General features: G+C 63.6%; 13 protein-coding genes. 6 read left to right on the forward strand and 7 right to left on the reverse strand.

The genetic code is table 11. The annotated features are described in order from the left end of the window. The first annotated feature begins 30 nt into the window (after positions 1-30). Positions 31-783: an SDR family NAD(P)-dependent oxidoreductase gene (locus O1Y97_RS02285; RefSeq protein ID WP_115729846.1), complete on the forward strand. Its 753-nt coding sequence runs from the start codon at positions 31-33 to the stop codon at positions 781-783. Between the two features lie 104 nt (positions 784-887). Here O1Y97_RS02285 and O1Y97_RS02290 read toward each other — a convergent pair whose 3' ends face one another. Next, positions 888-2,258, reverse strand: a complete 1,371-nt coding sequence (locus O1Y97_RS02290; protein WP_318762932.1) for an aspartate aminotransferase family protein — start codon at positions 2,256-2,258, stop codon at positions 888-890. A gap of 192 nt (positions 2,259-2,450) precedes the next feature. Here O1Y97_RS02290 and O1Y97_RS02295 point away from each other — a divergent pair, with 192 nt between their 5' ends. The 3 genes from O1Y97_RS02295 to O1Y97_RS02305 all read left to right on the forward strand — a co-directional run bounded on the left by O1Y97_RS02295 (position 2,451) and on the right by O1Y97_RS02305 (position 5,776). Next, a complete protein-coding gene (locus tag O1Y97_RS02295) occupies positions 2,451-3,137 on the forward strand; it encodes a GntR family transcriptional regulator (protein WP_183263151.1) in 687 nt (228 codons plus the stop codon). 1 nt (position 3,138) lies between these two features. Next, positions 3,139-4,260, forward strand: a complete 1,122-nt coding sequence (locus O1Y97_RS02300) for an NAD(P)/FAD-dependent oxidoreductase (protein ID WP_318762933.1) — start codon at positions 3,139-3,141, stop codon at positions 4,258-4,260. A gap of 82 nt (positions 4,261-4,342) precedes the next feature. After that, the gene (locus tag O1Y97_RS02305; RefSeq protein WP_318762934.1) at positions 4,343-5,776 is read left to right on the forward strand and encodes an NAD-dependent succinate-semialdehyde dehydrogenase; all 1,434 of its coding nucleotides are present in this window, start codon (positions 4,343-4,345) and stop codon (positions 5,774-5,776) included. Between the two features lie 42 nt (positions 5,777-5,818). On the opposite strand, the gene O1Y97_RS02310 is transcribed toward O1Y97_RS02305, so the two are convergent. Beyond that, complete coding sequence (locus O1Y97_RS02310; protein ID WP_318762935.1) at positions 5,819-6,283, reverse strand: Lrp/AsnC family transcriptional regulator; 465 nt, start codon at positions 6,281-6,283, stop codon at positions 5,819-5,821. A 130-nt stretch (positions 6,284-6,413) separates the two neighbouring features. Here O1Y97_RS02310 and alr point away from each other — a divergent pair, with 130 nt between their 5' ends. Continuing rightward, positions 6,414-7,547 (forward strand): alanine racemase, encoded by a 1,134-nt coding sequence (gene alr, locus O1Y97_RS02315; RefSeq protein ID WP_318762936.1) that lies wholly within the window; start codon positions 6,414-6,416, stop codon positions 7,545-7,547. A gap of 15 nt (positions 7,548-7,562) precedes the next feature. Continuing rightward, positions 7,563-8,816, forward strand: coding sequence for a D-amino acid dehydrogenase (locus O1Y97_RS02320; RefSeq protein WP_318762937.1), 1,254 nt, complete (start codon positions 7,563-7,565; stop codon positions 8,814-8,816). Positions 8,817-8,894: 78 nt separating this feature from the next. Here the strand turns inward: O1Y97_RS02320 and O1Y97_RS02325 are convergent, their stop codons facing one another. The 5 genes from O1Y97_RS02325 to O1Y97_RS02345 all read right to left on the reverse strand — a co-directional run bounded on the left by O1Y97_RS02325 (position 8,895) and on the right by O1Y97_RS02345 (position 24,800). Then, positions 8,895-10,106 (reverse strand): ABC transporter substrate-binding protein, encoded by a 1,212-nt coding sequence (locus O1Y97_RS02325; protein WP_318762938.1) that lies wholly within the window; start codon positions 10,104-10,106, stop codon positions 8,895-8,897. Between the two features lie 118 nt (positions 10,107-10,224). Beyond that, positions 10,225-11,010: a lytic transglycosylase domain-containing protein gene (locus O1Y97_RS02330; RefSeq protein WP_318762939.1), complete on the reverse strand. Its 786-nt coding sequence runs from the start codon at positions 11,008-11,010 to the stop codon at positions 10,225-10,227. A gap of 25 nt (positions 11,011-11,035) precedes the next feature. Then, a complete protein-coding gene (locus tag O1Y97_RS02335; protein ID WP_318762940.1) occupies positions 11,036-11,410 on the reverse strand; it encodes a hypothetical protein in 375 nt (124 codons plus the stop codon). A gap of 87 nt (positions 11,411-11,497) precedes the next feature. Continuing rightward, positions 11,498-11,905 carry a hypothetical protein gene (locus O1Y97_RS02340; protein WP_318762941.1) on the reverse strand — a complete coding sequence of 136 codons (408 nt, stop codon included), beginning with the start codon at positions 11,903-11,905 and terminating at the stop codon, positions 11,498-11,500. Between the two features lie 10 nt (positions 11,906-11,915). Further along, on the reverse strand, positions 11,916-24,800 hold the full coding sequence (locus O1Y97_RS02345) for a DUF5801 repeats-in-toxin domain-containing protein (protein ID WP_318762942.1): 12,885 nt from the start codon (positions 24,798-24,800) through the stop codon (positions 11,916-11,918). Positions 24,801-25,013 lie beyond the last annotated feature (213 nt).

Here is a 25,013-nt window from a genome sequence, read left to right on the forward strand (position 1 = left end):
CATACGCTGTAAGCTTGAAATGAGGATGCGATGGCCGAGAAGACCGAAGGGCGAAAGACGATCGTTTTGACCGGAGCCAGCCGCGGCATCGGCCATGCGACTGTGAAGCGCTTCTCGCGCGAAGGCTGGCGCGTCATCACCTGCTCGCGCCAGGCGTTTTCCGACGACTGCCCATGGCCCGCCGGTCCGGACGACCACATCAAGGTCGACCTTGCCGACCAGGGCGACGTCGGCAGCGCCGTTTCGGAAATCCGCCAACGGCTGGAAAAGGAAGGCGGCCTGCTGCACGCGCTGGTCAACAATGCCGGCATCTCGCCCAAGCACAAGGGTGGCGGCCGCATGAACTCGATCGATACGCCAATGCATGTCTGGCGCGACGTGTTCCAGGTCAATTTCCTGGCGCCGATCATGCTGGCGCGCGGCCTGTTCAAGGAACTGGCCGCTGCCAAGGGTTCGGTGGTCAACGTGACCTCGATCGCCGGAACACGCGTCCACCCCTTTGCCGGCACCGCCTATGCAACATCGAAGGCGGCCCTCGGCGCGCTGACGCGCGAAATGGCCGCCGACTTCGGCCCGCACGGCATCCGCGTCAATGCGATCGCGCCCGGCGAAATCGACACTGCGATCCTGTCGCCGGGCACGGAGAAGATCGTCGAGACGATCCCGATGCGGCGCCTCGGCCTGACATCGGAAGTCGCCGACATCATCTACTTCCTGTGCTCGGGCCAGGCATCCTACGTCACCGGCTCCGAGATCCACATCAACGGCGGCCAGCACGTGTGAAGCGATTCGTCCTTCTCCCCTTGTGGGAGAAGGGAAGGCGCCATCGCCAAACGAAAAAGCCCGCCATTTGGCGGGCTTTTTGCTGATGGCAGAGGTACCGTCGGTCAGGCCTTGACCTGTTTCGCCGCCTCGTCGAGCGACTTTTCGACCGCGTCGAAGATGTCGTCGACCTGCTTGTCGTTGATGATCAGCGGCGGGCAGAAGGCCAGCGCGTCGCCCATGTTGCGGGAGATGACGCCGTTCTGCTGCAAAATGCCGTTGACCAGGCCGCCGAGCGCGCCGGCAGCGCCCCAGGGAGCCTTGGTCGCCTTGTCGGCAACGAGTTCCATGGCGCCAATGAGGGCGATGCCGCGCACCTCGCCGACGAGGTCGTGCGAGGCTATGCGTGCCAGGCGCTTCTGCATGTGGGCGCCGACCTCGCGGGCGTTGGCGACAAGATTGCGCTCCTCGATGATGGCGATGTTTTCGAGTGCCACGGCTGCCGCCACCGGGTGGCCGCCGGCGGTGAAGCCGTGGCCAAAGGTGCCGATGCGGTTGCTCTCGTCGGCCAGCGGCTCGAACACCTTGTCGTTGATCAGCATCGCCGAGATCGGCAGGTAAGACGACGAGATCTGCTTGGACATGACCATGATGTCCGGCTTCATCGCATAAGTCTCGGTGCCGAACATGTTGCCCGTACGGCCGAAGCCGCAGATGACCTCGTCGGCAACGAGCAGGATGTCGTATTTCTGCAGAACGGCCTGGATCTTCTCCCAGTAGCCGGCCGGCGGCACGACGACGCCGCCAGCACCCATGACCGGCTCGCCGAAGAAGGCAGCGATGGTCTCGGGGCCTTCGGCGAGGATCAGCTTTTCGAGATCATCGGCCAGGCGCGTCGAGAACTGCTGTTCGGTTTCGCCGGGCAGCGCTTCGCGCCAGTGGTGCGGCGAGGAGGTATGCAGCACATTGGCGATCGGCAGGTCGAAGGACAGGTGGTTGTTGGGCAGGCCGGTGAGGCTGGCCGAGGCGATGGTGACGCCATGATAGGCACGCTTGCGGCTAATGATCTTCTTGCGCTGGGGCTGGCCGAGCGCATTCGAGCGGAACCAGATCATCTTCATGGCCGTGTCATTGGCCTCGGATCCGGAATTGGTGAAGAACGCCTTGCTCATCGGCACCGGCGCCATATTGACCAGCTTCTCTGAGAGGTCGACCAGCGGCGAATGCCCCTTGTGGGTGAAGTTGTGGTAGAAGGGCAGCTTGGACATCTGCCTGGTTGCGGCATCGACCAGACGCTGCTCGGAGAAGCCGACGCCGACACTCCACAGGCCGGACATCGCTTCGATATAGCGCTTGCCCGAGATGTCCTCGACATAAATGCCGTCACCCTTTTCGATGATCAGCGGACCGACTTCCTGATGCCGGCGGGCATTGGTGTAGGCGTGCATGTGGTATTTCTTGTCGCGCGCCTCGGGCGAATTGGGCTGGGTGTCCATGACGGTTCCTTTGTTCGGTCCTGAGCCGCACCGGCGGCGATCCGCATGCAAGAACGATCCGGCCTAGCTGCGACCGCACTTGCAAAATCCGTGTTTTGCTGTTTGATGCATCATGTTTTTCCGACCGCAGACTGTCAAGGGCCAGCACGCGCCCGCAGGCAGGCCAAGACAGGTCGACAGGATCAAGGATCGATGAACGAGAGTTTCGGCTTGCGGGCGGTGGAACACGACAATCTCGGCGAGATCGTCTACGGCCAGCTGTCGGACGCGCTGATCAAGGGACGCTTCGCGCCTGACGCGCGGCTGACCATCCGCGATCTCGCGCAGTCCCTCGGCACCAGCGTGACACCGGTGCGCGACGCGATCCTCAGACTGATCCAGGACGAGGCGCTGGTGCAGAAATCGGCGCGCGAGGTGCGCGTGCCAGTGATGACACTGGGGCGCTATCTCGAGATACGCCAGATCAGGATGAATCTCGAAGGGCTGGCCGCCCGCGAGGCGGCGCTGAAGGCCGAGGCCAGGGACATGGCGCGGCTGCGCGATCTCATCGACCGCAATGAACAGGCGATCGCGGACGAGGACTGGGCCGGCGCGCTCGAACTCAACCAGACCTTTCATTTCGCCCTTGCCCAGATCGCCAACATGACGGTGCTGCGCGGCATACTGGGCCGGCTGTGGCTGCAGATGGGGCCGATGATCGCGGCGTCCTACCAGCATGGCGGCCGGGCCATGATCGACCAACACCATGTCATCCTCGCCGCCATCGAAGCTCGCGATGCCGACAGGGCCGAACGCGCCATCGTCGACGACATCAGGGGCGCAAGCTCGGTCATCATCGAGCAACTGAGCGCGCTGAAACCGGCCGGGGACGCTGCCTGACATGGACAGCGTCGACTGCATCGTCGCCGGCGCCGGCGTCATCGGCCTGGCTGTTGCCCGCGAGCTGGCGCGCCGCGGCATGGAGACGATCATTGTCGAGGCGGCGAATGCCATCGGCACCGAGACCAGCTCGCGCAACTCCGAGGTGATCCACGCCGGCATCTACTATCCGCAAGGCAGCCTGAAGGCGAAGCTGTGCGTCGCCGGCCGCGACAGGCTCTATGCCTATGCCGCCGAGCGCAACATTCCGCACAAACGCTGCGGCAAGCTGATAGCTGCGACGCTGCCCGGGCAGGAGGCGACGCTTGCCGGGATCATCGACAAGGCACGGGCCTGCGGCGTCGACGACCTGGTCATGCTGAGTGATGCCGAAGCGCAGGCGCTGGAACCTTCGCTGAATTGCGTGGCAGCGGTGCTGTCGCCCTCGACAGGCATCGTCGACAGCCATGCGCTGATGCTGTCGCTGCTCGGCGATGCCGAGGAACATGGCGCCTATCTCAGCCTCAACACCGAAATCGTGTCGGGGCGGATCGAGGCGGACCGGTTCGTGCTGCAAACGCGCGACGCCACGACCGGCAACGGCTTCGAGATCGCGGCGCGGCACTTCGTCAATGCCGCCGGGCTCGGCGCCAACAGCCTGGCGGCCTCGCTCGAAGGGCTCGACCCGCAATTCGTGCCGGAACTCAAGCTGGCGCGCGGCAGCTATTTCGCTGTCACCGGAAAGCCGGCCTTCTCCCGACTGATCTACCCGGTGCCCGAGCCGGGCGGGCTCGGCGTGCACCTGACGCTCGACCTCAATGGCGGCATGCGCTTCGGCCCCGACGTCGAGTGGATCGAGACGAAAGATTACGCGGTCGACCCGCGCCGAGCCGACCATTTCTATGGCGAGATTCGACGGTACTGGCCGGATCTGGCCGACGGCAGCCTGAGCCCGACCTACAGCGGCATCCGCCCCAAGCTCTCGGGGCCGGGCGAGCCGGCGGCCGATTTCGTCATCCAGGGTCCGGAGGCCCATGGGGTCAAGAACCTCGTCAACCTGTTCGGCATCGAAAGCCCGGGGCTGACCTCGTCATTGGCGATCGCCGAACTGGTGGCACAAAGAATTATGCCACCCTATGTCTAGCGCAACCACCCGATTACGCGTTTAGGCCAGCGTCGACGCAAGCCTGAGCCCGCCCCTCACGAACGACCAGCAAGGACACGCAATGTACCCTGACGTTAAACTGTTCATCGACGGCAAATGGACGGCCGCTGAAGGCGGCAACACCATCGACATCTACAATCCCGCTACCAACGAGGTGATCGGCAAGGTGGCTTCGGCCGGCAAGGGCGACCTCGACCGGGCGCTTGCTGCTGCCGAACGCGGCTTCAAGGCGTGGCGAAAGGTCTCGCCGTTCGACCGCGCCAAGGTGCTGCGCCGCGCCGCCGAACTGATGCGCGAGCGTGTCGACCAGATCGCCACGCTGATGACGCAGGAACAGGGCAAGCCCATCGGCGAAGCCAGGATGGAAATCCTGTCGTCGGCCGACCTGTTCGACTGGTTCGCCGAAGAGGGCCGCCGCACCTATGGCCGCGTCATCCCGGCTCGCGCGCCCGGTGTCCAGCAGCTCGTCGTCAAGGAGCCGGTGGGCCCGGTGGCGGCGTTCACGCCGTGGAACTTCCCGGTGTCGCAGGCGGTGCGCAAGATCGGCGCGGCACTCGCCACCGGCTGTTCGATCATCGTCAAGCCGCCGGAAGAGACGCCGGCGTCGCCGGCATGCCTGGCCGACGTATTCAAGGACGCCGGCCTGCCCGACGGCGTACTCAACCTCGTCTACGGCAATCCGCCGGAGATCTCGAGCTACCTCGTGCCGCATCCGATCATCCGCAAGGTGTCGTTCACCGGCTCGGTGCCGGTCGGCAAGCATCTCGCAGCCCTTGCCGGCACGCATATGAAGCGGGCGACGATGGAACTGGGCGGCCATGCCCCGGCGATGGTGTTCGACGACGCCGACATCGACGCGGCAGCGGCGATCCTGGCGGGCTCGAAGTTCCGCAACGCCGGCCAGGTCTGCGTGTCGCCGACGCGCTTCCTGATCCAGGAGGGCTCGCATGACCGCTTCCTCGGCAAGTTCGTCGAGCACGTGCGCGCGGTGAAGGTCGGCGATGGCCTGGCCGAAGGCACCCGCATGGGCCCGCTGGTCAACGAACGTCGCCTCGAGGCGGTCGAGAAGCTGATCAACGAAGCGGTGAGCGACGGCGCCAGGATCGAGACCGGCGGCAAGCGCATCGGCAACAAGGGCTCCTATTTCGAGCCGACCGTGCTTTCGGGCGTCCGCCCCGACATGCGCATCATGAACGAGGAACCGTTCGGCCCCGTGGCGCTGGTGATGCCGTTCAAGACGTTCGAGGATGTCGTCGCCGAAGCCAACCGCCTGCCCTACGGGCTTGCGGCCTATGCCTTCACCAAGTCGAACAAGACGGTGACGGACCTCGGCGCCGAGATCGAAACCGGCATGCTGACCATCAACCATCTCGGCCTCGCCCTGCCCGAAACGCCGTTCGGCGGCATCAAGGACAGCGGCTACGGCTCGGAAGGCGGCTCGGAGGCGCTGGAGGCCTACCTGGTCACCAAGTTCCTGACCCAGGCAGCCGTCTGAGACTGACAACAAACCCGGCGTCGCAAGCGGCGCCGGGTTTTCTTACGACGCCTTCGGCCGTTTCGACTGCAGGATGTTGCGGATCGAAAAGCTGGAGTGGATGCGGGCGAGCCCCGGCAACGCCGACAGGATTTCCTTGTGCACGCGTTCGAAGTCGCCGGCACTGGCCACCTCGACGCGCAGGAAATAGTCAGAGTCGCCCGTCATCAGGTAGCACTCCTTGATCTCGGGGTAGCGCCGCACCGCAAGCTCGAAGCGGTTGAAATAGTCCTCGGTCTGCCGCTCAAGCGTGATCTGGACGATGACGGCGATGCCCTCGTCGGCGGCTGCGTTGCCGATGATCGCGGTGTAGCCGCGGATCACCCCCTCCTGCTCCAGCAGTTGCACCCGCCTGAGACAGGCGGACGGCGACAGGCCGACCTCTTCCGCGAGCCTGGCATTGCTGACGCGCGCATTGGCACGCAGGGCGCGGATGATGTTGCGGTCGATGGCATCCAGGGACGGCATCGCATTTCCTTCCAAACAGGCGAGAATAATTGCAGCAATCTCGTCTTGTTCGCACAAGCTGCGTCACATTGGCAAGATTTTCGACGATTGTTGCGGTATTGTCTTGACTAGGCGAGGACAGACCCCGGACATGACCATGAGCGTGCGTAGCGACATCGAAAGCCGTGCGGCCTGCGGGGTCCTGACCATTGACCTGAAGGCGCTGGTCTCCAACTACGACTTTCTTTGCCGGCAAACGGCACCGGCCAAGGCCGCCGCCGTCGTCAAGGCGGATGCCTATGGCCTGGGTGTCGCCCATGTCGCGCCGGCGCTCTACGAGGCCGGCTGCCGCGACTTCTTCGTCGCGCATTTCATCGAAGCCGTCAGGCTGAAGCCTTATCTCGCATCCGACGCGCGCATCCTGGTGCTGAACGGCCTGATGCCGGGCAGCGAGGGCGACTGCGCCGATCTCGGCGTCGTGCCGGTGCTGAACTCGCTGGAACAGGCCGCCAACTGGTCGGCGACGGCCAGGGCGCGCAAGACCACGCTGCCGGCAGCCCTGCAGGCCGACACCGGCATGTCGCGGCTCGGGCTGGAACCCGCCGAGGTCGACGCCCTGCTGGTAGAGCCCGAGCGGTTGGGCAGCATCCATGTCGACATCATCATGAGCCATCTTGCCTGCGGCGATGAGCCGGCGCATGCCGCCAATGCCCGCCAGTTGGCGCGGATGAACGCGGTCCGCAGCCGCTTTCCCGACGCCAAACTATCCTTCGCCAACTCGGCCGGCATCTTCCTTGGCGAGGACTATCGCGGCGACCTCGCCCGCCCGGGCATCGCGCTTTATGGCGGCGCGCCGCTGGCCGGAGCCGAAAACCCGATGCATCAGGTGGTGCGGCTCGAGGTCGGCGTCGTGCAGACCCGCACCGTGCCGGCCGGCTCAGAAATCGGCTATGGCGCGAGCTTCGTCGCCAAGGCTGAGATGCGGCTTGCCACCATCGCCGCCGGTTATGCCGACGGCCTGCCGCGCCATCTCAGCAACACGGGCGCTGCCTGGGTCGGCGGCGTGCGCCTGCCCATCGTCGGGCGTGTGTCGATGGACAGCATCATCCTCGACATCACCATGCTGGCACCAGGCACGCTGAAGCTCGGCGACATGGTCGAGCTCATCGGCCCACACCAGACGCTCGAAATGATCGCGGCGGACGCCGGCACCATTTCCTATGAAATCCTGACCAGCCTGGGCCGTCGCTACGAGCGCCGCTACCTCAGCCCGGCAGCGCGCTAACTCACAGGGGCAATCATGCGCATAGTCATCCTCGGCGCCGGCGTCATCGGCGTCACCTCCGCCTACTACCTGGCCAAGGCCGGCCACAAGGTCACCGTGCTGGACCGCCAGCCAGGCCCGGCGCTGGAAACCAGCTTTGCCAATGCCGGCGAGATTTCGCCCGGCTATGCCTCGCCATGGGCCGCCCCCGGCATTCCGCAGAAGGCAATGAAGTGGCTGTTCATGAAGCATGCGCCACTGATCATCCAGCCGATGCTCGACATCTCGACCTGGCGCTGGGTGACGGCGATGCTGCGCAACTGCACCTCGGCCCGCTATGCGCTCAACAAGAGCCGCATGGTACGCCTCGCCGAGTACAGCCGCGACCAGTTGATCGCGCTGCGCGACGATACCGGCATCCAGTACGACCATCGGACGCAAGGCACACTGCAGCTGTTCCGCTACCAGAAGCAGCTCGACGGCATGGCCAAGGACATCGAAGTGCTGCAGAGCGACGGCGTGCCTTATGAAGTGCTCGACGCCACCGGTTGCGTCGGCGCCGAGCCGGGCCTGGCGCCGGTGCGCGAAAAGATCGCCGGCGGCCTGCGCCTGCCCAATGACGAGACCGGCGACTGCTTCAAGTTCACCAACGAACTGGCGAAACTCGCGGAAGGGCTGGGCGTCGAGTTCCGCTACGGCGTGAAGCTCGAAGGCCTGCGCCGGGAAGGCAATCGCATCGTGGCCGTCCGCACCTCCGAAGGCGAGTTCGAGGCCGACACGTTCGTCGGTGCGCTGGGCAGCTTCACGCCGTCCTTCGTCAAGCCGCTCGGGCTCAAGGTGCCGGTCTATCCGGTCAAGGGCTACTCGATCACCGTGCCGATCGTCGACGAAAGCAAGGCGCCGGTTTCGACCATCATGGACGACACCTACAAGATCGCCATCACCCGCCTGGGCGACCGCATCCGCGTCGGCGGCATGGCCGAGATCGCCGGCTTCAACACCGACCTGTCGCCATCGCGCAAGGCGACGCTGCAGTTCTCGGTCGAGGACCTGTTCGGCGGCGCTGCCGACCAGAGCCGCGCCAACTTCTGGAGCGGGCTCAGGCCAATGACGCCGGATGGCACTCCGGTTATCGGCCGCACCCGGTTCGACAATTTCTACCTCAACACCGGCCACGGCACCCTAGGCTGGACGATGGCCTGCGGCTCCGGCCGCGTGCTGGCCGATATGATCGGCGGCACCCGCCCCGACATCGACGTCTCGGATCTGGCGCTGTCGCGCTACGCCTGAGCACGGTAACTATGAGAAAAGGCGTCGGAGATCGCTCCGGCGCCTTTTTCGTTGCCGCAGCAACAGCGAGCCGTGTGCCTAGAAGCCCGAGGTCGATTTTTCGATCTGCGTGAGCTTGCCCTTGTCGATGCGGAAGAACGGCATGGCGCGTTCGCCCGCACCATCCTGGCGGAAGCGGAAGACGCCGGTCGAGCCGCGGAAGCCGGTGGGGTTTTCGATCACCTTCCTGGTGAAGCCCTTCGGCCCCATGGCACTGGCGATGCCAGCGGCGAGCGCCACCGTGTCATAGCCATAGGCGACATTGACGTCGGGCTCGTAGTTGTAGGTCTTGCGGAAACGCTCGGCGATCGGCCCGATCTCGGCGCTGTCGAGCGTGGCGATGTAGGCACCCTGCAAGACCGGATCGTCGATGCCGTGCTCGAGCCAGCGATTGGAGCCGACCAGCGTGACGCTCTTGCCGAGCACGCCCTTGGCCTTCAGCGCCGAGACCAGCGGCGCCGGGTTGGCGCCGCCACTGGCGATGACGACCGCCTGCGGATCGCTGACCAGCGCCATCATGTCGGCCACCGCCTTTTCCGAACCGCCGGACGACGGGCCGAAAGGCAGCGCCACGGCAAGCGAGGCGCCATAGATGGAGAGGCTGTTGGCGACACGCTTTTCGACCGCCTTGCCGGCCTCGCCCTCGGCCATGAACAGCACGAACTTGCGCGGCCCCTTGGCGGCGATGGCGGCAGCGCCGGCGGCGGCACTGTCGGCCTCGTTGAGCCTGACCGAATAGACGCCGGGCGCACCCGCATAATTGTCGGCGAGTGCCAGCACCAGCGGCCGGTTGGCACCCGAGATCGCCGCCAGTTGCCGCACGGCGCCTTGTTCGGAAGGGCCGATGACCAGCTTGGCGCCCGAGGCCAGCGCGCCCGTGGTCAGCGTGCGCGCGCGGCCGTCATTGCCGCCGGTGTCCTCGACATTGAGCGTGATAAGATCGTTGCCGAGGTCGGCCATGGCCAGCGCTGCCGCGTCGCGCATCTTGCGGCCGCGGTCGCCGGCGGCTCCACCGGCGGAGAGGGGCAAGAGCATCGCCACCTTGACCGGCCCCTTGCCCAGCGTTTCCCCCCCCCTCGCCGGGCCTGCCTTCGCCGCGGCTGGCGCGGACGCGGCACTGCCGTCGGCAGCGGTGCCCAGCACGTCCTCGCTGCCGGTGCCAGACTGGCAGGCGCCAAGACCGAGCGGCAGCGCCAATGCGAGAGCCAGCAATGCGGCATGCCGCAAGAAGCGCTGTCGGGATACCGTCATCATTCCTCCACTGGCGCATGACCGCCGATATTCGGCAGGGCCGTGCGCAGGTTCAAAGTGCTGCAGCGTCCGCGCCCAATGGGACACGTGGCGCAGCAAGGCACCCCCGCAACCAGAACTAGCCGCCAAACAGCTTGGCGCGCAAGCTGCGGATGTGACGCGCCTGGGCCGCCGGCCGGTATTCGGCGCAGCGCATGTAGCGCGGCCCAGGTACGAAGGAGCGCCTGACGCAGACGCCCTTGGGTGCCGCCGACCCGGTGGCCGTGACGTCGCCAAGGCCGGCCACGGCGGCGAAACCGAACGTTGCCTCCGGCACCACGCCCGTCACCTTCTGCCCATCGCGTTGCAGGATCGCCCGCGCCCTCAGGCAATAGCGCACCGAAAGCGCGGAAAACCGCGTCTCGGCATGGCCTGCGCGGTATTTCATGACAGTCGTGCAGAGATCGCCACCGGCAAGCCGGAACGCGCCCGCGAGATAGCGCACGCCAAGGGCGATGTTGGTGCGCGGCTCGGCCAACTCGGCGAGCGTGCCACGAAAACCCATCAGCCGGGCGGTGGCCGGCATCACCTGCATCAGCCCTATCTCGCCGTCGCCGCCGCGCGCCTCGGGATCGAAAAAGCTCTCGATCTCCATTACCGCAAGGGCGAACTCGGCCGGCAGGTCCCTGGCCCTGGCTTCGCAGGCGGCAAATGCACGGAAGGCTTCCCTGCCGGCATCGGCGCCCGGATCGGCGCATTGCGCCGGCGCCGTGACATGATCGGCCTGCGGCAGCCTGAACTCGGGAACGGCGGCGGAAGCCGCGGTCGCCGCCAAGGCCAGGCAGCCAAAAGCCGCGGCAGCGAAGCGCCGTCCCATCGCGCTGGGCCGGGGCCCATCGAGCGGCATCGCCACGGCGAAGGCCACAGGAGAACTCGTGCCCGCTGCCCGGCTAGTTCATGTACTCGACCATGCGGCTGTGGAAGCACTCGCATTTGTTGAGGTAGTCTTCGTCGCGGTAGTTGGTCTTGAGGTAGCCGTAGGCCTTGCCGCAGGCGACCTTGGCTTCGGAGGCCCAGACGAAGACCGGGCGCTTGGAATCGATCCACTGCGAGCTGTTCGCCGCCGCAACCGCTTCGTCCATCAGGCGCACGACCTCGGTGCGGAGCTCGCCGACATTCTCGTTCAGCGCGAGGCTGGACGTGCCGGCCGTGCTGCAATAGCTGACCGTGGGCATGTCGATCAGGTCGGCTGCCGCCGCCTGGCCGGCGAAGGCTGCCAGGCAAAGGCCGGCAACGGCCGACCGAATCTTCCAATTGAAAGCCATGAGAAGTCCCCTCTCCTGCCGGCATGCGTTGGTCGCCGGCTGTCACCCATTACGTCCCCGCCCGGCAAGCCCGGGCGCATTCAAAACTCAAAGCGTGCCGTGTCCCGACGAGCCGTCTTCCTCAAAGAGGATGGTGAAGGGCACCATGGCGGCCATGGCATCCCCAGCCATCTCGGCTGTAACAACGTCGACCGGCGCCGAACCCGCAAGATCGGCCGCGGGCGCCAGCAGATGCGGGATCAGGTCGGAGATCTCGATGACTTCGCCGAACAGGGCGTCGGCGAGGATCTCGCCGAGCGCTGCATGATCGGTTGCCGGCACCGGAGACGGCGCGAGGGTTGGGCCGCTGTCGGGCAACAAATCTGACCCATCCGCAACCCAAGGCGATGACAACCCCAAATCGACCGCCAGGTGTACAGCGGCCTGCAACGGGTTCGACTCCGCCGGAAGATCGGCGGAGTCCTGATTGAGTCGTGGAGTAATCGATCTGACCATTGCTACTCAATCAAGGAACCACAGGAGGTGTATGCTCCTCACCGTCGAACAGCACCCTAATTGAACTGCTCGCCGGATCATAGTTCTGAAGCGTCGCGACGGTCACGAAGTTGTTGCCGCCGCCGTCAACGTCGACCTGCAGGTCGGCGTTCGATCCGGAACCGACAACCCTGACATATTCGGCAACATTGCTGTTCGGTCCGAAATTGCTATCCAGCAGCGCCGACAGGTCGATCTTGTCGCCCTCGGAAGCATCGTAGTCGGTGATCAGGTCGGGCGCGTCGAGGTGTTCGATCACAAACAGATCGGCGCCATCGCCACCGGTCAGCGTGTTGAGCCCCTTCCCGCCAATGAGTACGTCGTTGCCACCCAGCGCGACCAAGATGTCGTCGCCATCGCCACCGATCAGGATTTCTCCGCTGTTCGTGCCGGTGATGGTCGAACCGGACACTCCGGTAACCGTCACCGATGCCGTGTCCGGCGTGGCCCCGTCGGTCGCGGTGTAGGTGAACGAGCCCGAGGCGAATGGAGAAGCTGTACCGCTGATCACGACATTGTCGAAATCGATGTCAGCGAATTCGTTGGCGTTGTTCTTTGACGTCATCAAGCCGCCGAGATCCAACGTATGGCTGCCGGCAGACAGATTGATGGTGGCGGTGAATGTCTGCCAGCCTGTGTCACCGGCCGTTGACCCGTTATCCCCTTCCAACTCGTGAATGATGCCGCCCACGCCCAGGGCCGTGCCGTCGATCCGGGCAAGGACGCGCGCGTCGTCGTTGTTGTCGGTCTGGCCGCTCAACTGGAGACGATAGTCGAAGGTCAGCACGATGGTGGCAGCCTGGACGAGATTGAACGTCCTGCTGAATGCACCGTTCATATTCGTGCGATTGTCGTTTGTCCCTCCTCCGAGATCAATGTGCAGAGCACCCGCATTTCCATTGCCGGTTGAGGCACGGACACCGCTCGCATCATTTCCGGTACCGCCGAAGACCTGGTCAGAATAAACAAACCCTCCCAGGTCGGAACCATTTGCGCTGAAGTTGGCCGAAAAGCCAATTGCCACTGGATTGGTCGGATCGAAGACCGCCCCGTTGACGATCGTGCCACCGACCGGGCTTTGTACCGACGAAACGCTCAGCGGGTTGTTTCCCGGCGCATCGTTGTAGAGCAACGCCGCGTTGGGAATATGGATCGCCGAATAGTCGGTGATATTTGTCAGGACGACGTCGTTGACCGCATTGGCAACATCGGCAACCGCAGTCACGCTGATTGTCGTCGTCGCCACGTTGCTGTCGGCCTGACCGTCATTCACCGTCACTTCTATCTCGCGCGGTTCGGTGGACGGATTCTCCGACGTGCTATGGAACGTGACCGCCTTGATTGCCGCCTGATAGGCGGACAGCGAGGCGTGCCCGCTTAGCGTCACGGTGATCTGGCCGGCAACCGAGGTATCGACTGCGGCCGCGATGCCGGAAGGCATACCGCTCCAGCCCATGACATCACCAGCCTTGGCGTTGGTAAGTACGATCCTGGCCGACTCCATATAGCTGTCGTCGCCGTCGGCAATAGTCGGGCCGGCCGCTGCGATGGAGATTGGTGCACCGTTCTCGGTGTATTCGGTACTGTTGTTGGTGGACGACAGGAACCCTTGATAGTCGACGCGGATGTTGTCGAAATAGACACCCTCACCGTCTTCTTCCAGGTCGTTGTCTGCAACCAAGCGGATGGTTGTGTTGGCAGACATGTAGGACGAAATATCAAATGTGATGGACTTGTAGTCCGCATCCGTTCCCGGTGCGAACGTATGGATCGTCTGGAAACTGCCGCCATTCGTCGAGATCTGAACCTGAACGGTGTCGCTGGAGTTATCTAGCGATACGCGGCGGTAGTCGAATGTCAGCGTAGCCGACTGGGCACCCGTAAGGTCCACACTGCGCGAGATGTAGTCGGTGCCATCGCCGGGGCTCCAATTGTCGTCATCGCCATCGCTCAGCCACAGGCGGTTGTTGCCGCCATCTGTGACAATCCTGATGTCGCCGTTCGATGCCGAGTTGCCGTCGTGGGTTTCGCTCCATCCACCCTTCCAGCCGGAATCGCTGGTGTAGCCAGACGAGAAATCATCCGTAGCCGCGCCTGGGCCAAAGTCGTTGAGCGCAAGAACGGGAGCAGCGTTCGGCGGAACGACATTGACAGTCACATCGACCGAATCCTGCTTGGCGCCGCCGATGCCGGTGTTGCCGCCGTCATCGAAGGTGATCTTGACGGTGCGATCGGCTGCAGTCGGATTTGCCGAAGACGACGAGAATGACAGGTTCTGGAGGATCGTCTCCGCCAGCGGATCGGTCGCGCTGCTATTGAGCGTGATCGTCACGTTCGCCGTACCATAGCCAGTGATGGTGCCGACGGCAGTTCCGCCAATCATCACGTTGCCGGCCGACTCCGACACCGGCCCACCGACGAAGAAGGTGAGGCCATCGCCGGCAACTACGCCCGACGTGATCTGGGCAGTAATCTTGCCGCCGGCGAAGTTGGTTGGATTGTCGGCATCGGTGACAGTGCCGGCAGCAAGAAGCTTAACCGCTGCACCGCTGGCATCGTAGACGATCTCGGCCGGACTGTTGGGCTGTAAATCCGGAGCCAGATTGACATCCGTCACCGTCTTGCTGAGCGTGATGTCAAGATTGGCGGTCGACGTGTCGCCGTCGCCATCGCGAACCGTGTAGTTGAACTTTTCCACATAACCGGGGGGAACGTCGTTACCGTCGGCGGTAAGCGAATATACGTATGTGCCGCCAGCTTGCATGACCAGCTTGCCGTAGGTGCCGTTCACCACGAAGCCGCCGCCTGCTGGGTCGGTGTCCGAGTTCGTTCCCTGGAGTCCAACAACCGTCAAGCCGCCATCAGCACCAGCGTCGTCATTGGCCAGTACAGCGCCGTTGGTCGTGAGGGCCGACGAATTCGACGACACGAAACGAACCATGAGCTCGAACGGATTGCTGGCGCCTTCATTCGTGAATATCTCAGTGACAGGACTGCCCGATCCCTTGACGAGGCCGAGTACGTCGAGCGTGTAGTTTTGACCAGCGATTATCACCGTACTCGTCGTCGACGTAATCTTGATGACGTCGCGTGAATCGACACCGTCATTTGGATTGTCGTTTCCGTCGTTCGGCGTCTCGTCATGAGTGAAGCTGACAACGATCGGCCCGACATTGACTGGCTGACCGTTTACGATCGCCGTAAACGACACGCTGAGCTTGGTCGTGCTCAGGGTCGAACCATCGATAGGATTGTTGAAGTGCGTAAACGTGCCCAGCGAGAAGGTGTTGTTGGTGACCAGATTGTTGAGGTTGGCCTGCGGCGCATCGACAAAGCCGTAGCCGGAGTCGGTGGCGTTGCTGCCCGTGCCGCCCCAGCGGATTTCATCGATCGCGACATCACCATCCCTGTCGATCTGGGTGGGCTCGCCGCCATTGGTAAGCACGCTTGTGGTCCAGCTGGCGACGATGTTCTGCACACCCAGCTGATCGATAACGATGTTGAGCGCGCCCGTGTCGTTCTGCGCCACCGGTACGTCGTCGATCACGGCGATGGAGGCGTTGAGCGGCACCTTGGTATCGCCCGCCGGACCGCCGCTGTCGGTGACCGTCACATAACCATTCAGGTTAATTGTTATCGCGTCCTCGGTGGACGGCGCATGGACCGGATGATCCACGGGACCGTTGAGCGTGAAGGTGTACTCACCTGACGTCGGATTGAGCGTAATGGTGAAGATCTTGGTGTCGGTGACGGCTTCATACCCGGCGAGGCCGCCTTTGTTGACGTAGCCGACGAGGTCACCGTTGCCATCAATTGCAAACAACACCGGCGCGCCGCCCGACTTCAGCGCACCGTTGGATACGGTTTGCACCGCAGGATTGTTCGCGAACTCCTGGAACGCGAAGGTCAGGGTTCCTTCGTCGCCGCCGGTAATGAGGCTGCTGAAGTTGCCGCCAGCGACATTGGTCGTATTGCCAAGGTTTCCTGGCTCATCGAGGTCGAGCCCCGGGACCAAAGCAGCAAAATCGTCGATGCCGCCCGACAGACCATGCTCTTCCTCGACGACGCCGGAGAGTCCGTCAGGATTGATCACCAGCGGCTTGTTGACGTCTATGACCGAGATGGTGTGCGCATCGGAATCCGTATCCCCGTCGCCATCGACCGCCTTGATGGTGAAGGTCACATCCTTGCTGCCGGTCACCTGGTTGGCGAGGAACGTCCACGTACCCACGCCATTCACCGGCGCCTGCAGCGTCAACTTGCCATAGGCAGTGTCGATAGACTGTCCGTAGCTGACCTGGACCGTATGCGATGTCCCGTCATCGTAGCTGATCGTCAGCTTGTCAGGCACCACGCCATCAGCACCGGGCTGCATGGTCCAATTGCCGCTGACTGACGTCCCTTCGTCGACCGTGCTCGAAGTCGGGCTGCCATTGTCGTCGCCGCCGATCGTCACCATAGGCACGTCGTCGACGATGGACATGTTGATCTCGCCGGTCACTGTGTCGCCGGTGGCGTCCGTCACAGAGATCGGGATCGTGTCGGTCACCGGGGCGCCCGCACCCTGACCCGTGTGAGTCTGCGGCGCCGTCAGCGCATAGCTGTAGCTCACCACCGCAGTGGCGGCATTGTAGCCGGTGATCGTCAGCGAGCCCTCGCCCGTGTTGACTGGAGCGATGCCGCTGAAGTTGTTGGCAGCGGCAGCAGCCTCGAGAACCGCCGACGTTACCGTCGTTCCCGTCGCACCGCCAACCGTCAGCGTGAAGGCTTCGCCATTCGCAGTGACGGTGAAGGTGCCAGTCGCATCCGTCTCGCGGGCCGTAGAAGCCTGCGTGCCGCCGACGAGACCGTCTTCATAGACGGTCCCAGTATCTCCGGTGATCACCGGCACATGCGCATCCGCGTTCACCTGAATCGTCAGCGTCGTCACCGACACGTCGCCGTCGTCATCGGTGACCTCGTAGGTGAAAACGTCCTGCAGGAACTGCCCAGGAGCCAATGTCGCGAACGCCGCCTTGGTGTAATCGGGCGTGTAGGTGTAGACGCCGTCAGCGCCCATCACCAGCGTGCCGTAGACGCCGGCTACGCCAGCTCCGCCGACATTGGCATTGGCGATGTTGCCAGAAGCCGTCTGGTTGCCAGCCGCAACACCCGTCACCGGACCGGCAATCGACGCACCGTCAGCGCCGAGCGGGTCGGCAACGTCTCCGCCAGCTTGGCCAAGTACCGCACTCCCCGCGACCGAGGCCGCACCTTCAACCATCGCACGCACATCAGCCGCAGCCGTCGGAACATCGTCGTTGAATTTGATCGTCAACGTGCCGGTGTCGGTGTCGGTGGTCGACGTGTTGGCGTCGGAGTCACCCACGGTGTAGTCGAGCGCTGTAAAGGCGTTTGCTTCGTCGCCGCCGGCGGCGTGCAGGACGTTGTCGAGCAGCGTCAGCTTGTAGGCGCCGGTCGCGGTGTCGGTGATCTGAATGGTGAACAGTTCACCGCGAGGTCCAGTAGCAGTCAGCGTCTTCGACGTGTCATCCCAGCTATAAATGACCTGCTCCTGACCAACTGTACCATACTTGGTATCCAGGTCGGCAAAGCTGAACACCAGCGCGCCATCGCCGCCGCTGCCCTCAAGCTTGCCAAGGAAGATCGCCTCGCTCGGATCACCCGGGTCCACTTCTCCCACATTCGCGTCGATATCTCCGACTGAACCAGGGGCGTTATTGGCGCCTGGCAAGCCGTCTTCATCGACCGCAGCCCAGACATTTCCTGCCTGAGGCTTCGACCCGCCAAGCTTGATGTCGAAGGCATCCGACACCGTGTCGCCGTCGCCATCCTTGCCGGTGACCTCGAAATTCAACTTGTCGATGAGTGCATCGGCGTGCGTTTCGCCACCGACGCTGATGAGCTTGAATTTCGGGCTATTGCCCTCGACTGCGACGGTCTCGAATTCAAGGCTGAAGAACTTCAAGCCCGGATCAAGGACAGGCGGAATCGTGACGAAGCCGTCCGAACTGATGTTCAAACTACTGCCGCTCGCGACAACGTTGCCGTCTTGATCTTTGGCGACCCAGTCGAGGCGAGCCGTTCCATTGCCAAAATGGTTGACACCAAGCTTGGCCGACGTCATCTCGACATCATAAACGACGGCAAACTTCTCGCCGGGATTCATGCCATTGTTGCCAATGCCAATGCCTGCAGAACCATTGAGCAGGCCGCCGTCGAGGCCCTTGAGGGTGAAGCCTTCGTAGTCCCTGGTCGCGGTCGGCCCAAAGCCACCCGAAACGGAGACTTCCGGCAGCGTGTTGCCGCCGCCCGGCAGCGAATTCACCTGGTCGAAGGTGTAGGTGCCGTCGCCATTGAGCTGAAGCGTATAGAGCGTTGGGCCGTTCTGGCCGCCAATCGTGGCTGTAAGGGTCTTGCCATCGGGGGAGAGGCTGGTGGTGATACCCTCGAGCTCGGGCCAACCGGTGATGCGCAGCCCGTTCGTAGCGTGCTGGCCGTCTTCGCCGAAGGCAAGGTTCAGGTCGCCGGTGACAGCCGCATTCAGGGCCGAAACCGCGCCGTCCTCGATGCCACCATCGACGAATTCAGGGCTGTCGTCGTCGACGTTGACGACGATATTGCCCGTCGCGGTGTCGCCGTCGCCGTCGGTAATTGTGAAGCCGAAGTCGAGTGGACGATTGTCCTCGAAGGAGGTCTCCTGCTCGCTCGTGTCAGGGTTGTCCGTAACCGAGTGCACCAGCGGCTGAAGCATGGTCAAGGTGTAGTTGCCGGAGGCGTCGATGGTCAGGGTGTAGACGGTGACACTGGTACCGTTGACGTCGATCGTGCCGGTGAGCGTGCCGCCAGCATCCGCACCGTTCTGCGCCCAATTCTGGGCAACATCGTACTGCGTCCCGATGCCATTGGCGACATGGATCGCCTTGAGGCCGTCAATGCCTTCTGCAACGATCGACTTGAGCCCGTCGCTGCCGGCATCGAAATTGATCTTGCCGGTCGCGACATTGCCCGCGCCGTCATCGCCGGGGCCGCCCGCAATGCCCGTGGCACCGCCCGGCACATTCTCGTCATCGATGGTGGTGGTGTAGACCGCCTTCAGGCTGACATTGTCGAGCAGGGCGCCATGCTGGTTTTCGCTGCCGGTACCCTTAAAGGCGAGCACGGCGTTGGGGCCGGTGGCGGTCACGTTGATCGTGATCTGCTGCAGACCGGGGGCAACATTGTTGTTGGCCGGGATCTCGTAGACGAGCTTGCCTTCGAACCAGACCTGCATGCCGCTGGAACCGGCGCCATCGCCGCCACGCGGCGAATAGGCGAAGCTCAGCTGATAGGTCTGGCCGGCCTCCGTGCCAGCAATCGTCTGCTGGATCGTGGCGTTGGTGGAGGTGGTGGTGTTGATGTCGCCAACGTTGCCGTTGGACGAATTGCCGACCGTGTCGGAGTCGAGCTCGACCAGCGCATTGCCGTACGGGGTGCTTACGCCGCCGGCACCACCCGTCTGGACCTCGAACGGCACGTTGCCGTCGGACGTCCAGCCGTCAAGCGAGTGGAAGATCTCCCAATCCTGGTTGCCGAGGATATTCTCGTGGCCAGTTTCGAAGCTGCCGTTCTGGATCAGCTCCTGTCCGAGGGCAGGCACCGTCGGAACGACGGAGGTCACCTTCGGACCGTCGTCCTCAAACAGGACGCGGCCGGAAATGTCGGCGCTGCCCGTCGCGGTGTCGCCATCGCCGTCGGTCGCGGTGACGCTCACCGAAACCGTGTTGGCAGCAAGCGTGATGCCTTCGTCGTGGCTGTTGGTGTCGGGATGATGCAACGACACATACTGGGCGATCGTGATGACGCCCGTGCCGGCATCGACATGCAGCGCGAAGGCGACCTTGTCGGTGCTGGTGACGCCGTTGCCGTCGGCGTCGTAGACACCGATGACCCGGCCGCTGGCGTCCTTGTAGAGGAAGATCGGCTTGCCTTCGGTGGTCTCCAGGCCGGAATTCACGCCATTGTCGTTGGCAAGTTCAAGTGCGAAGACCCGAGAGTTGTTGGCAGCCGGACCATCGGCGCCGAAGGCAATGTCGGCATTGACGATAGAGCCGGTGCCTTGGGCATACTGCACCGACATGTCGAGATCGGTACCAGCGTTGACGTCATCGAACAGATTTTCAATCGCCAGGGTGGCGGCCACTTCGTCCGAGGCAGGGTCAATGGCCGCGGTCTCGTCGATGACGATGATGTCGTTCAGCTTGACGTTGGCGAGGTAGGTACCGGTGTTGTCGCCGGACGTGCCCACTTCGCGGAACTCGAGCGTATCGTTGTTGCCGCCGATGGCCGGAACGTTGATGACGATGGTCTGCATCGGACCCGTGTTGGGCTGGTAGACGCCGACAACCTGGCCGTTCCAGATCACCTCGAGCTTTGCGCTGCCGGCGACAGTACCGTTGGCGGCGCCGATCTCGAAGGACAGGCCATAGCTTTCGCCGGCCGTCAGGCCTGAGATGGTCTGCGAGATCTGGATGTTGCCCGGCGAGGCCTCGAGATCGACCATGACGCTGTTGGTCGGGCTGTCGGCGCCGAGATAACCATCGGCGACCTTCTCCAGCACCACAGTGCCCGCACCTCCGGTCTCGGAGGCTTCGATCTTCCACCCGGCCGCCTGACCCGTGGCGGCGGTGCCGCTGCCCGTGCCCCAGGCGCCGTTGTTGCCTGTGAAGCCGTCTATGAACAGGCCGTTGGCAACCGACTGCGGCGCAGTCACGGTCAGCTTCGGGCCGTCATCCTGGAACTTGATGACGTTGCCGACATTGACGGTGGCGCTGGTGGTGTCGCCGTCGCCATCCTTGGCCGTGAGGACGACCCTGATGTTGTTGGCTGCGAGCGACAGTTCCTCGTCATGGCTGGCGCCCTGGTTCGGATGCTGCAGCGAGACGTATTGCACGAGCGTGACCACGCCCGACACCGGGTCGATGCCGACCGCGAATGCAGCAGGGTCGCCCTGGTCGATCTGGCCACCGGCAGCGTCGAAGCGGCCGACGATGATCCCACCTTCGCTGAACAGCTGGATCGCCCGACCTTCGGTGGTGAGCAGGGTCGTGCTCGCGGAACCGATGTTGAGCGCGTAGGTCAGCCCGCCGGCGCCATCCGCACCATAGTCGACGTTTGCCGTGACGATGGCGCCCTGCGACTGGGCGACGCCAATGGGGCCGACGCCGTTGTTAACGTGCGGGTCGCTGCCGGGGTTGAGAACGTTCAGCGGCGAAATCGTGCCGGTGTCGTTGGCGTCGAGATCGTTGCCAGGCGTTTCGTCGTGAACCACGCCAGCACTCGCGACCGGCGCGGTGATCTTGGGGCCGTCGTCCTCGAACACGATCTTGTTGCCGATGACGACCGACCTCTCGACCGCATCGCCGTCGTTGTCGGTCGCCGTGAGAACGACTTTGACAAGGTTACCTAAATTGACCGGCTCGTCGTGCGAATCGTTCAAGCCATTGCCCGGCTTCGGATGCTGCAGCGGCAGGTATTGGGCGATGCTGACGCCACCGTCCTGATCGAGGGCGACCGCGAAAGCGATCTGGCCGTTCGGATTCGCCGAGCCGTCGGCATTGTCCACGCGGCCGACGATCAAACCGTCCACGAGGTAGAGCGATATCTGGCTGCCGGAGGTTGTCTGCAGGTTGGAAGCAAGGCCATCCGTGCCGTTAACCTGGCCGTTGAGGGCAAGCGCGATCGACATCGTGATCGGCTCATCGGCACCCGGCGCAAGAAGGTCGGTGCCATATCTGACCACGTCACTCTGGTGTGCGTAGCCAAGGGCCGCCGGCTGGTCGAGCGACACGAACTGGGCGGCAATGTCCGCATCATCGATGTCATCGCCCTGGAGACCTGCCGTTTCATCATGCGTCACCGCGGCGCCGGTCGCCTTGATGTGGACCTGCGGGATGTCGTCGACAACTGACACGTTGACCTTGCCGGCCAAGGTGACGGAATCGCCGTCCCGGTCCGTGGCCTGGATGACCGAGCCGAAGTCGATCGACGAGATCGGCGCGCCGTCGGTCTGCAAGTCCTCATTCTGATTGGCACCGGACGCCGGCGCAACATGATCGAGCTGGTCGACCAGGCGGAAGGTGAAGTCGCCATCGCCGTCGAGCGTCATCGTGAAGACCGGGCGGTCCGGGCCATTGACGTTGTCGACGAAGGCGACAAGCGTGTTGCCGACCACGGCATAGCTCAAAGGCGAACCCTTGGACTGCAGTCCAAGGGCTTCCATCTGGTCGACCGCCGTCGCGGTGAACCCGAACCCACCGCCGGCAGCGGCGCCATCGGCACCGAAGTTGACCAAGCCTGCGACCGATTCCGACGCCTTTGCTGCGCCCGTAAACCACTCGGTGTCGCCGTCGGGCGATGTACCGTGCGAAAGCGCAGTCCAGATGTCGTCTTCGTCAACCTTGACGGACGCATTGCCCGGCTCGATCGACGGGCCGTCGTCCTTGAACACCAGATTGTCGCCGATGTTCAGGGTCGCCGACTGGCTGTCGCCGTCGGCGTCGGAGACTGTGGCGGTCAGCTTGACCAGATCTTCGGTCAGGCTGCGGGAGTCGTCGTTATTGTCTGGATTTTCGTGCCTGACGGCGCGGACCTGGTCGAGCGTAACCGTGCCGCTTGGGTCGACCTTGACGGTAAACACGAGGAGGCCACTGGCCGTCTTGCCCTCGACCGTGCCGTTGTTCATGCTCAGCACGACCTGCTGGCCGGTTGCGGTGTCGACAAGGCCGGAATTGCCGGCGACCACGCTCAGGGCGTAAGTGACGGATCCGGGACCATCAGCGCCGTGGGACGTAACAAAATTGCCGGCAAAGGACCCGGTTGCATTGGTGCCGAGGGTGGACTCGTCGACCGTGAGCACGGCCCCATCGCCGTTGCTGACGATCGTAGGCGTGTCGTCATCGACATTGATCTGCAGCGTGCCGTTGGCGGTGTCGCCGTCATTGTCGGTGACCTGATAGGTCAAGGTGAAGAACTGGTTGTTTTCGTTATCGCCCGTCGCGTGCTTGATCGGCGCATTCTGGGTCACGGTATAAGCGCCGGTGGCGCTGTCCAGCGTGACGGTGAGCACCTTGGTGCCGTTCTGATAGACCTCCAGCGCACCGTCGGCGCCCGGCTTGTACTCGAAGCCCGTCGGGAAACCCGTCATCAGCCACGCGACCGAACCGCCATCGGCACCGAAATCGAGGCCGAGATTGTCGGAGACGTTGGCGCTGTCGGCGTCGTCGCCGGTACCGCTGGGATTGCCGCCCAGCGCGTCGTCGTCGAGAAGCACAACCTTGTTCTCGGACACGCTGGGACCGTCGTCCCTGAACACAAGGTTCGCACCGATATCCAGCGAGGCGGACTTGGAGTCTCCGTCTCCGTCGGTGATGGTCGCGGTCAGCTTGACCAGATTGTCGAGGAGGCTCTGGCTGTCGTCATGATTGTCCTGATCGGCATGCTTGACTGCGCGGGACTGGTCGAGCGTGACGTTGCCGTTAGCGTCAACCTTGACGGTAAACACCAGGGCATTGCCGACAGCGGTCCTGCCCTCGACGACGCCGTTGTTCATGCTGAGCAGAACCTGCTCGCCGGTAGCGGTATCCAGGAGACCGGACTCGCCGGCAACCACACTCAAGGCGTAAGTGACCGTTCCTGCGCCGTCGGCGCCAAATGCCGTGACAAAGCTCGACGCAAACGACGTCGTTGCGTCGTCGGCGAAGTTAGATTCGTCGACGACAAGCTCCGGCTCGCCGGCATCAGCCAGGCTGATTTCCGGGCTGTCGTCCTCGATCTGCAAATTCACATTGGCCGTCGCCGAACCGCCGTTGGGGTCCTTGACGGTCACCGGCACGTCGAAACCGATGACATCCTCCACGCTGTTCACGGGGTGGTCGATCGGCCCCATGATCGTGACCTGGAACGCACCGGTGCCGGGATTGGTGATCTCCAGGCGGATGATCTCCTGATCCGGACCTTCGCCGCCATCGATCTTGCCGACCAGCAGGTTGGGGCCGACGAGTTCCCAGGTAATCGGCTGGCCGCCGGAGGTGAGGCCGGGCGTGGTGGGCAGGCCGAGGCTGTAGGTCAGCGCATCGCCGTTGGGATCGGTCGCGCCGAAGAAGCCCGAGTAGCTGGCGCTGTTGGACTTGTCGTCCGGATCACCCAGATCATCCTGGATTCCGCCCCCGAGTCCCTCTTCCGAGAGACGAACCGAGAAGCCGGCGAATTCCGGATCGGCGTTCTCGCCGAGGGTCAGTTCGCGGCCATCGTATTCGGGGAAGGCCAGCGCGGTCGGCGGCAGAAGGGCCGACAGGTCGAAACCGTCGCCGATGCCGCCGGCAGGCAGTTCGAAGTTGCCGCCCGAGCTCGAGGCCGAGCCACCAGCAGCCGAAATCGAGCCATCGGCGCCGAAGGCGACGTTGATGCCGCCGGCTTCAAGGGCCGCAATCAGCGCGACGCGCGGAACTTCGACATCGCCGAGCAGGAAGGTCGGCACGTTGGCAGCGGCGTCCTTGATGACGATGACGCTGCCGTCGGCCTGTTCGAGAACCAGGTTGTCGCCGTCGACCTTGATGTTGTCGATCGAGACGCTGGCCGGCAGGTGCACGACATTGGAAGCGTCAGCGACATATTCGGCCTGCGCCTGCGCCGGAGCGGCTGCGCTCGGCTGGGCTTGGACCGCCTGGCCGGAACCTGCGTCGACGGGAACGGGATCGGCTTGAGCTGCCGGCTGCTGTGGCGAGACGCCTTCGGCCTGCGCCAACTGGACCGTGCCTGCTGCCGAAGCACCTTCGAGTGCACCCGAGACGTTCTCAAACTCAATACTGGTCGCCATCGCCATATCCCCCTGCCTAATTGGCTCGACAGAACAAGGCGCCAATCGTCATTGCAACCTAATGCGATCCACTAATATATATCTTGATATGTGATCTTTTCTCTTTTTTTCTTTTGGTAAACTGGCGGTGCATACCACAGTATGTAAAATTTTAGCGTCCGAAGACTCAATTGATCAACGAACGGTTGCGGCGCCGGGCACCCGGCAGCGCCC

Origin of the sequence: Aminobacter niigataensis (assembly GCF_946995915.1) — a bacterium.
GTDB classification, from domain to species: Bacteria; Pseudomonadota; Alphaproteobacteria; order Rhizobiales; family Rhizobiaceae; genus Aminobacter; species Aminobacter niigataensis.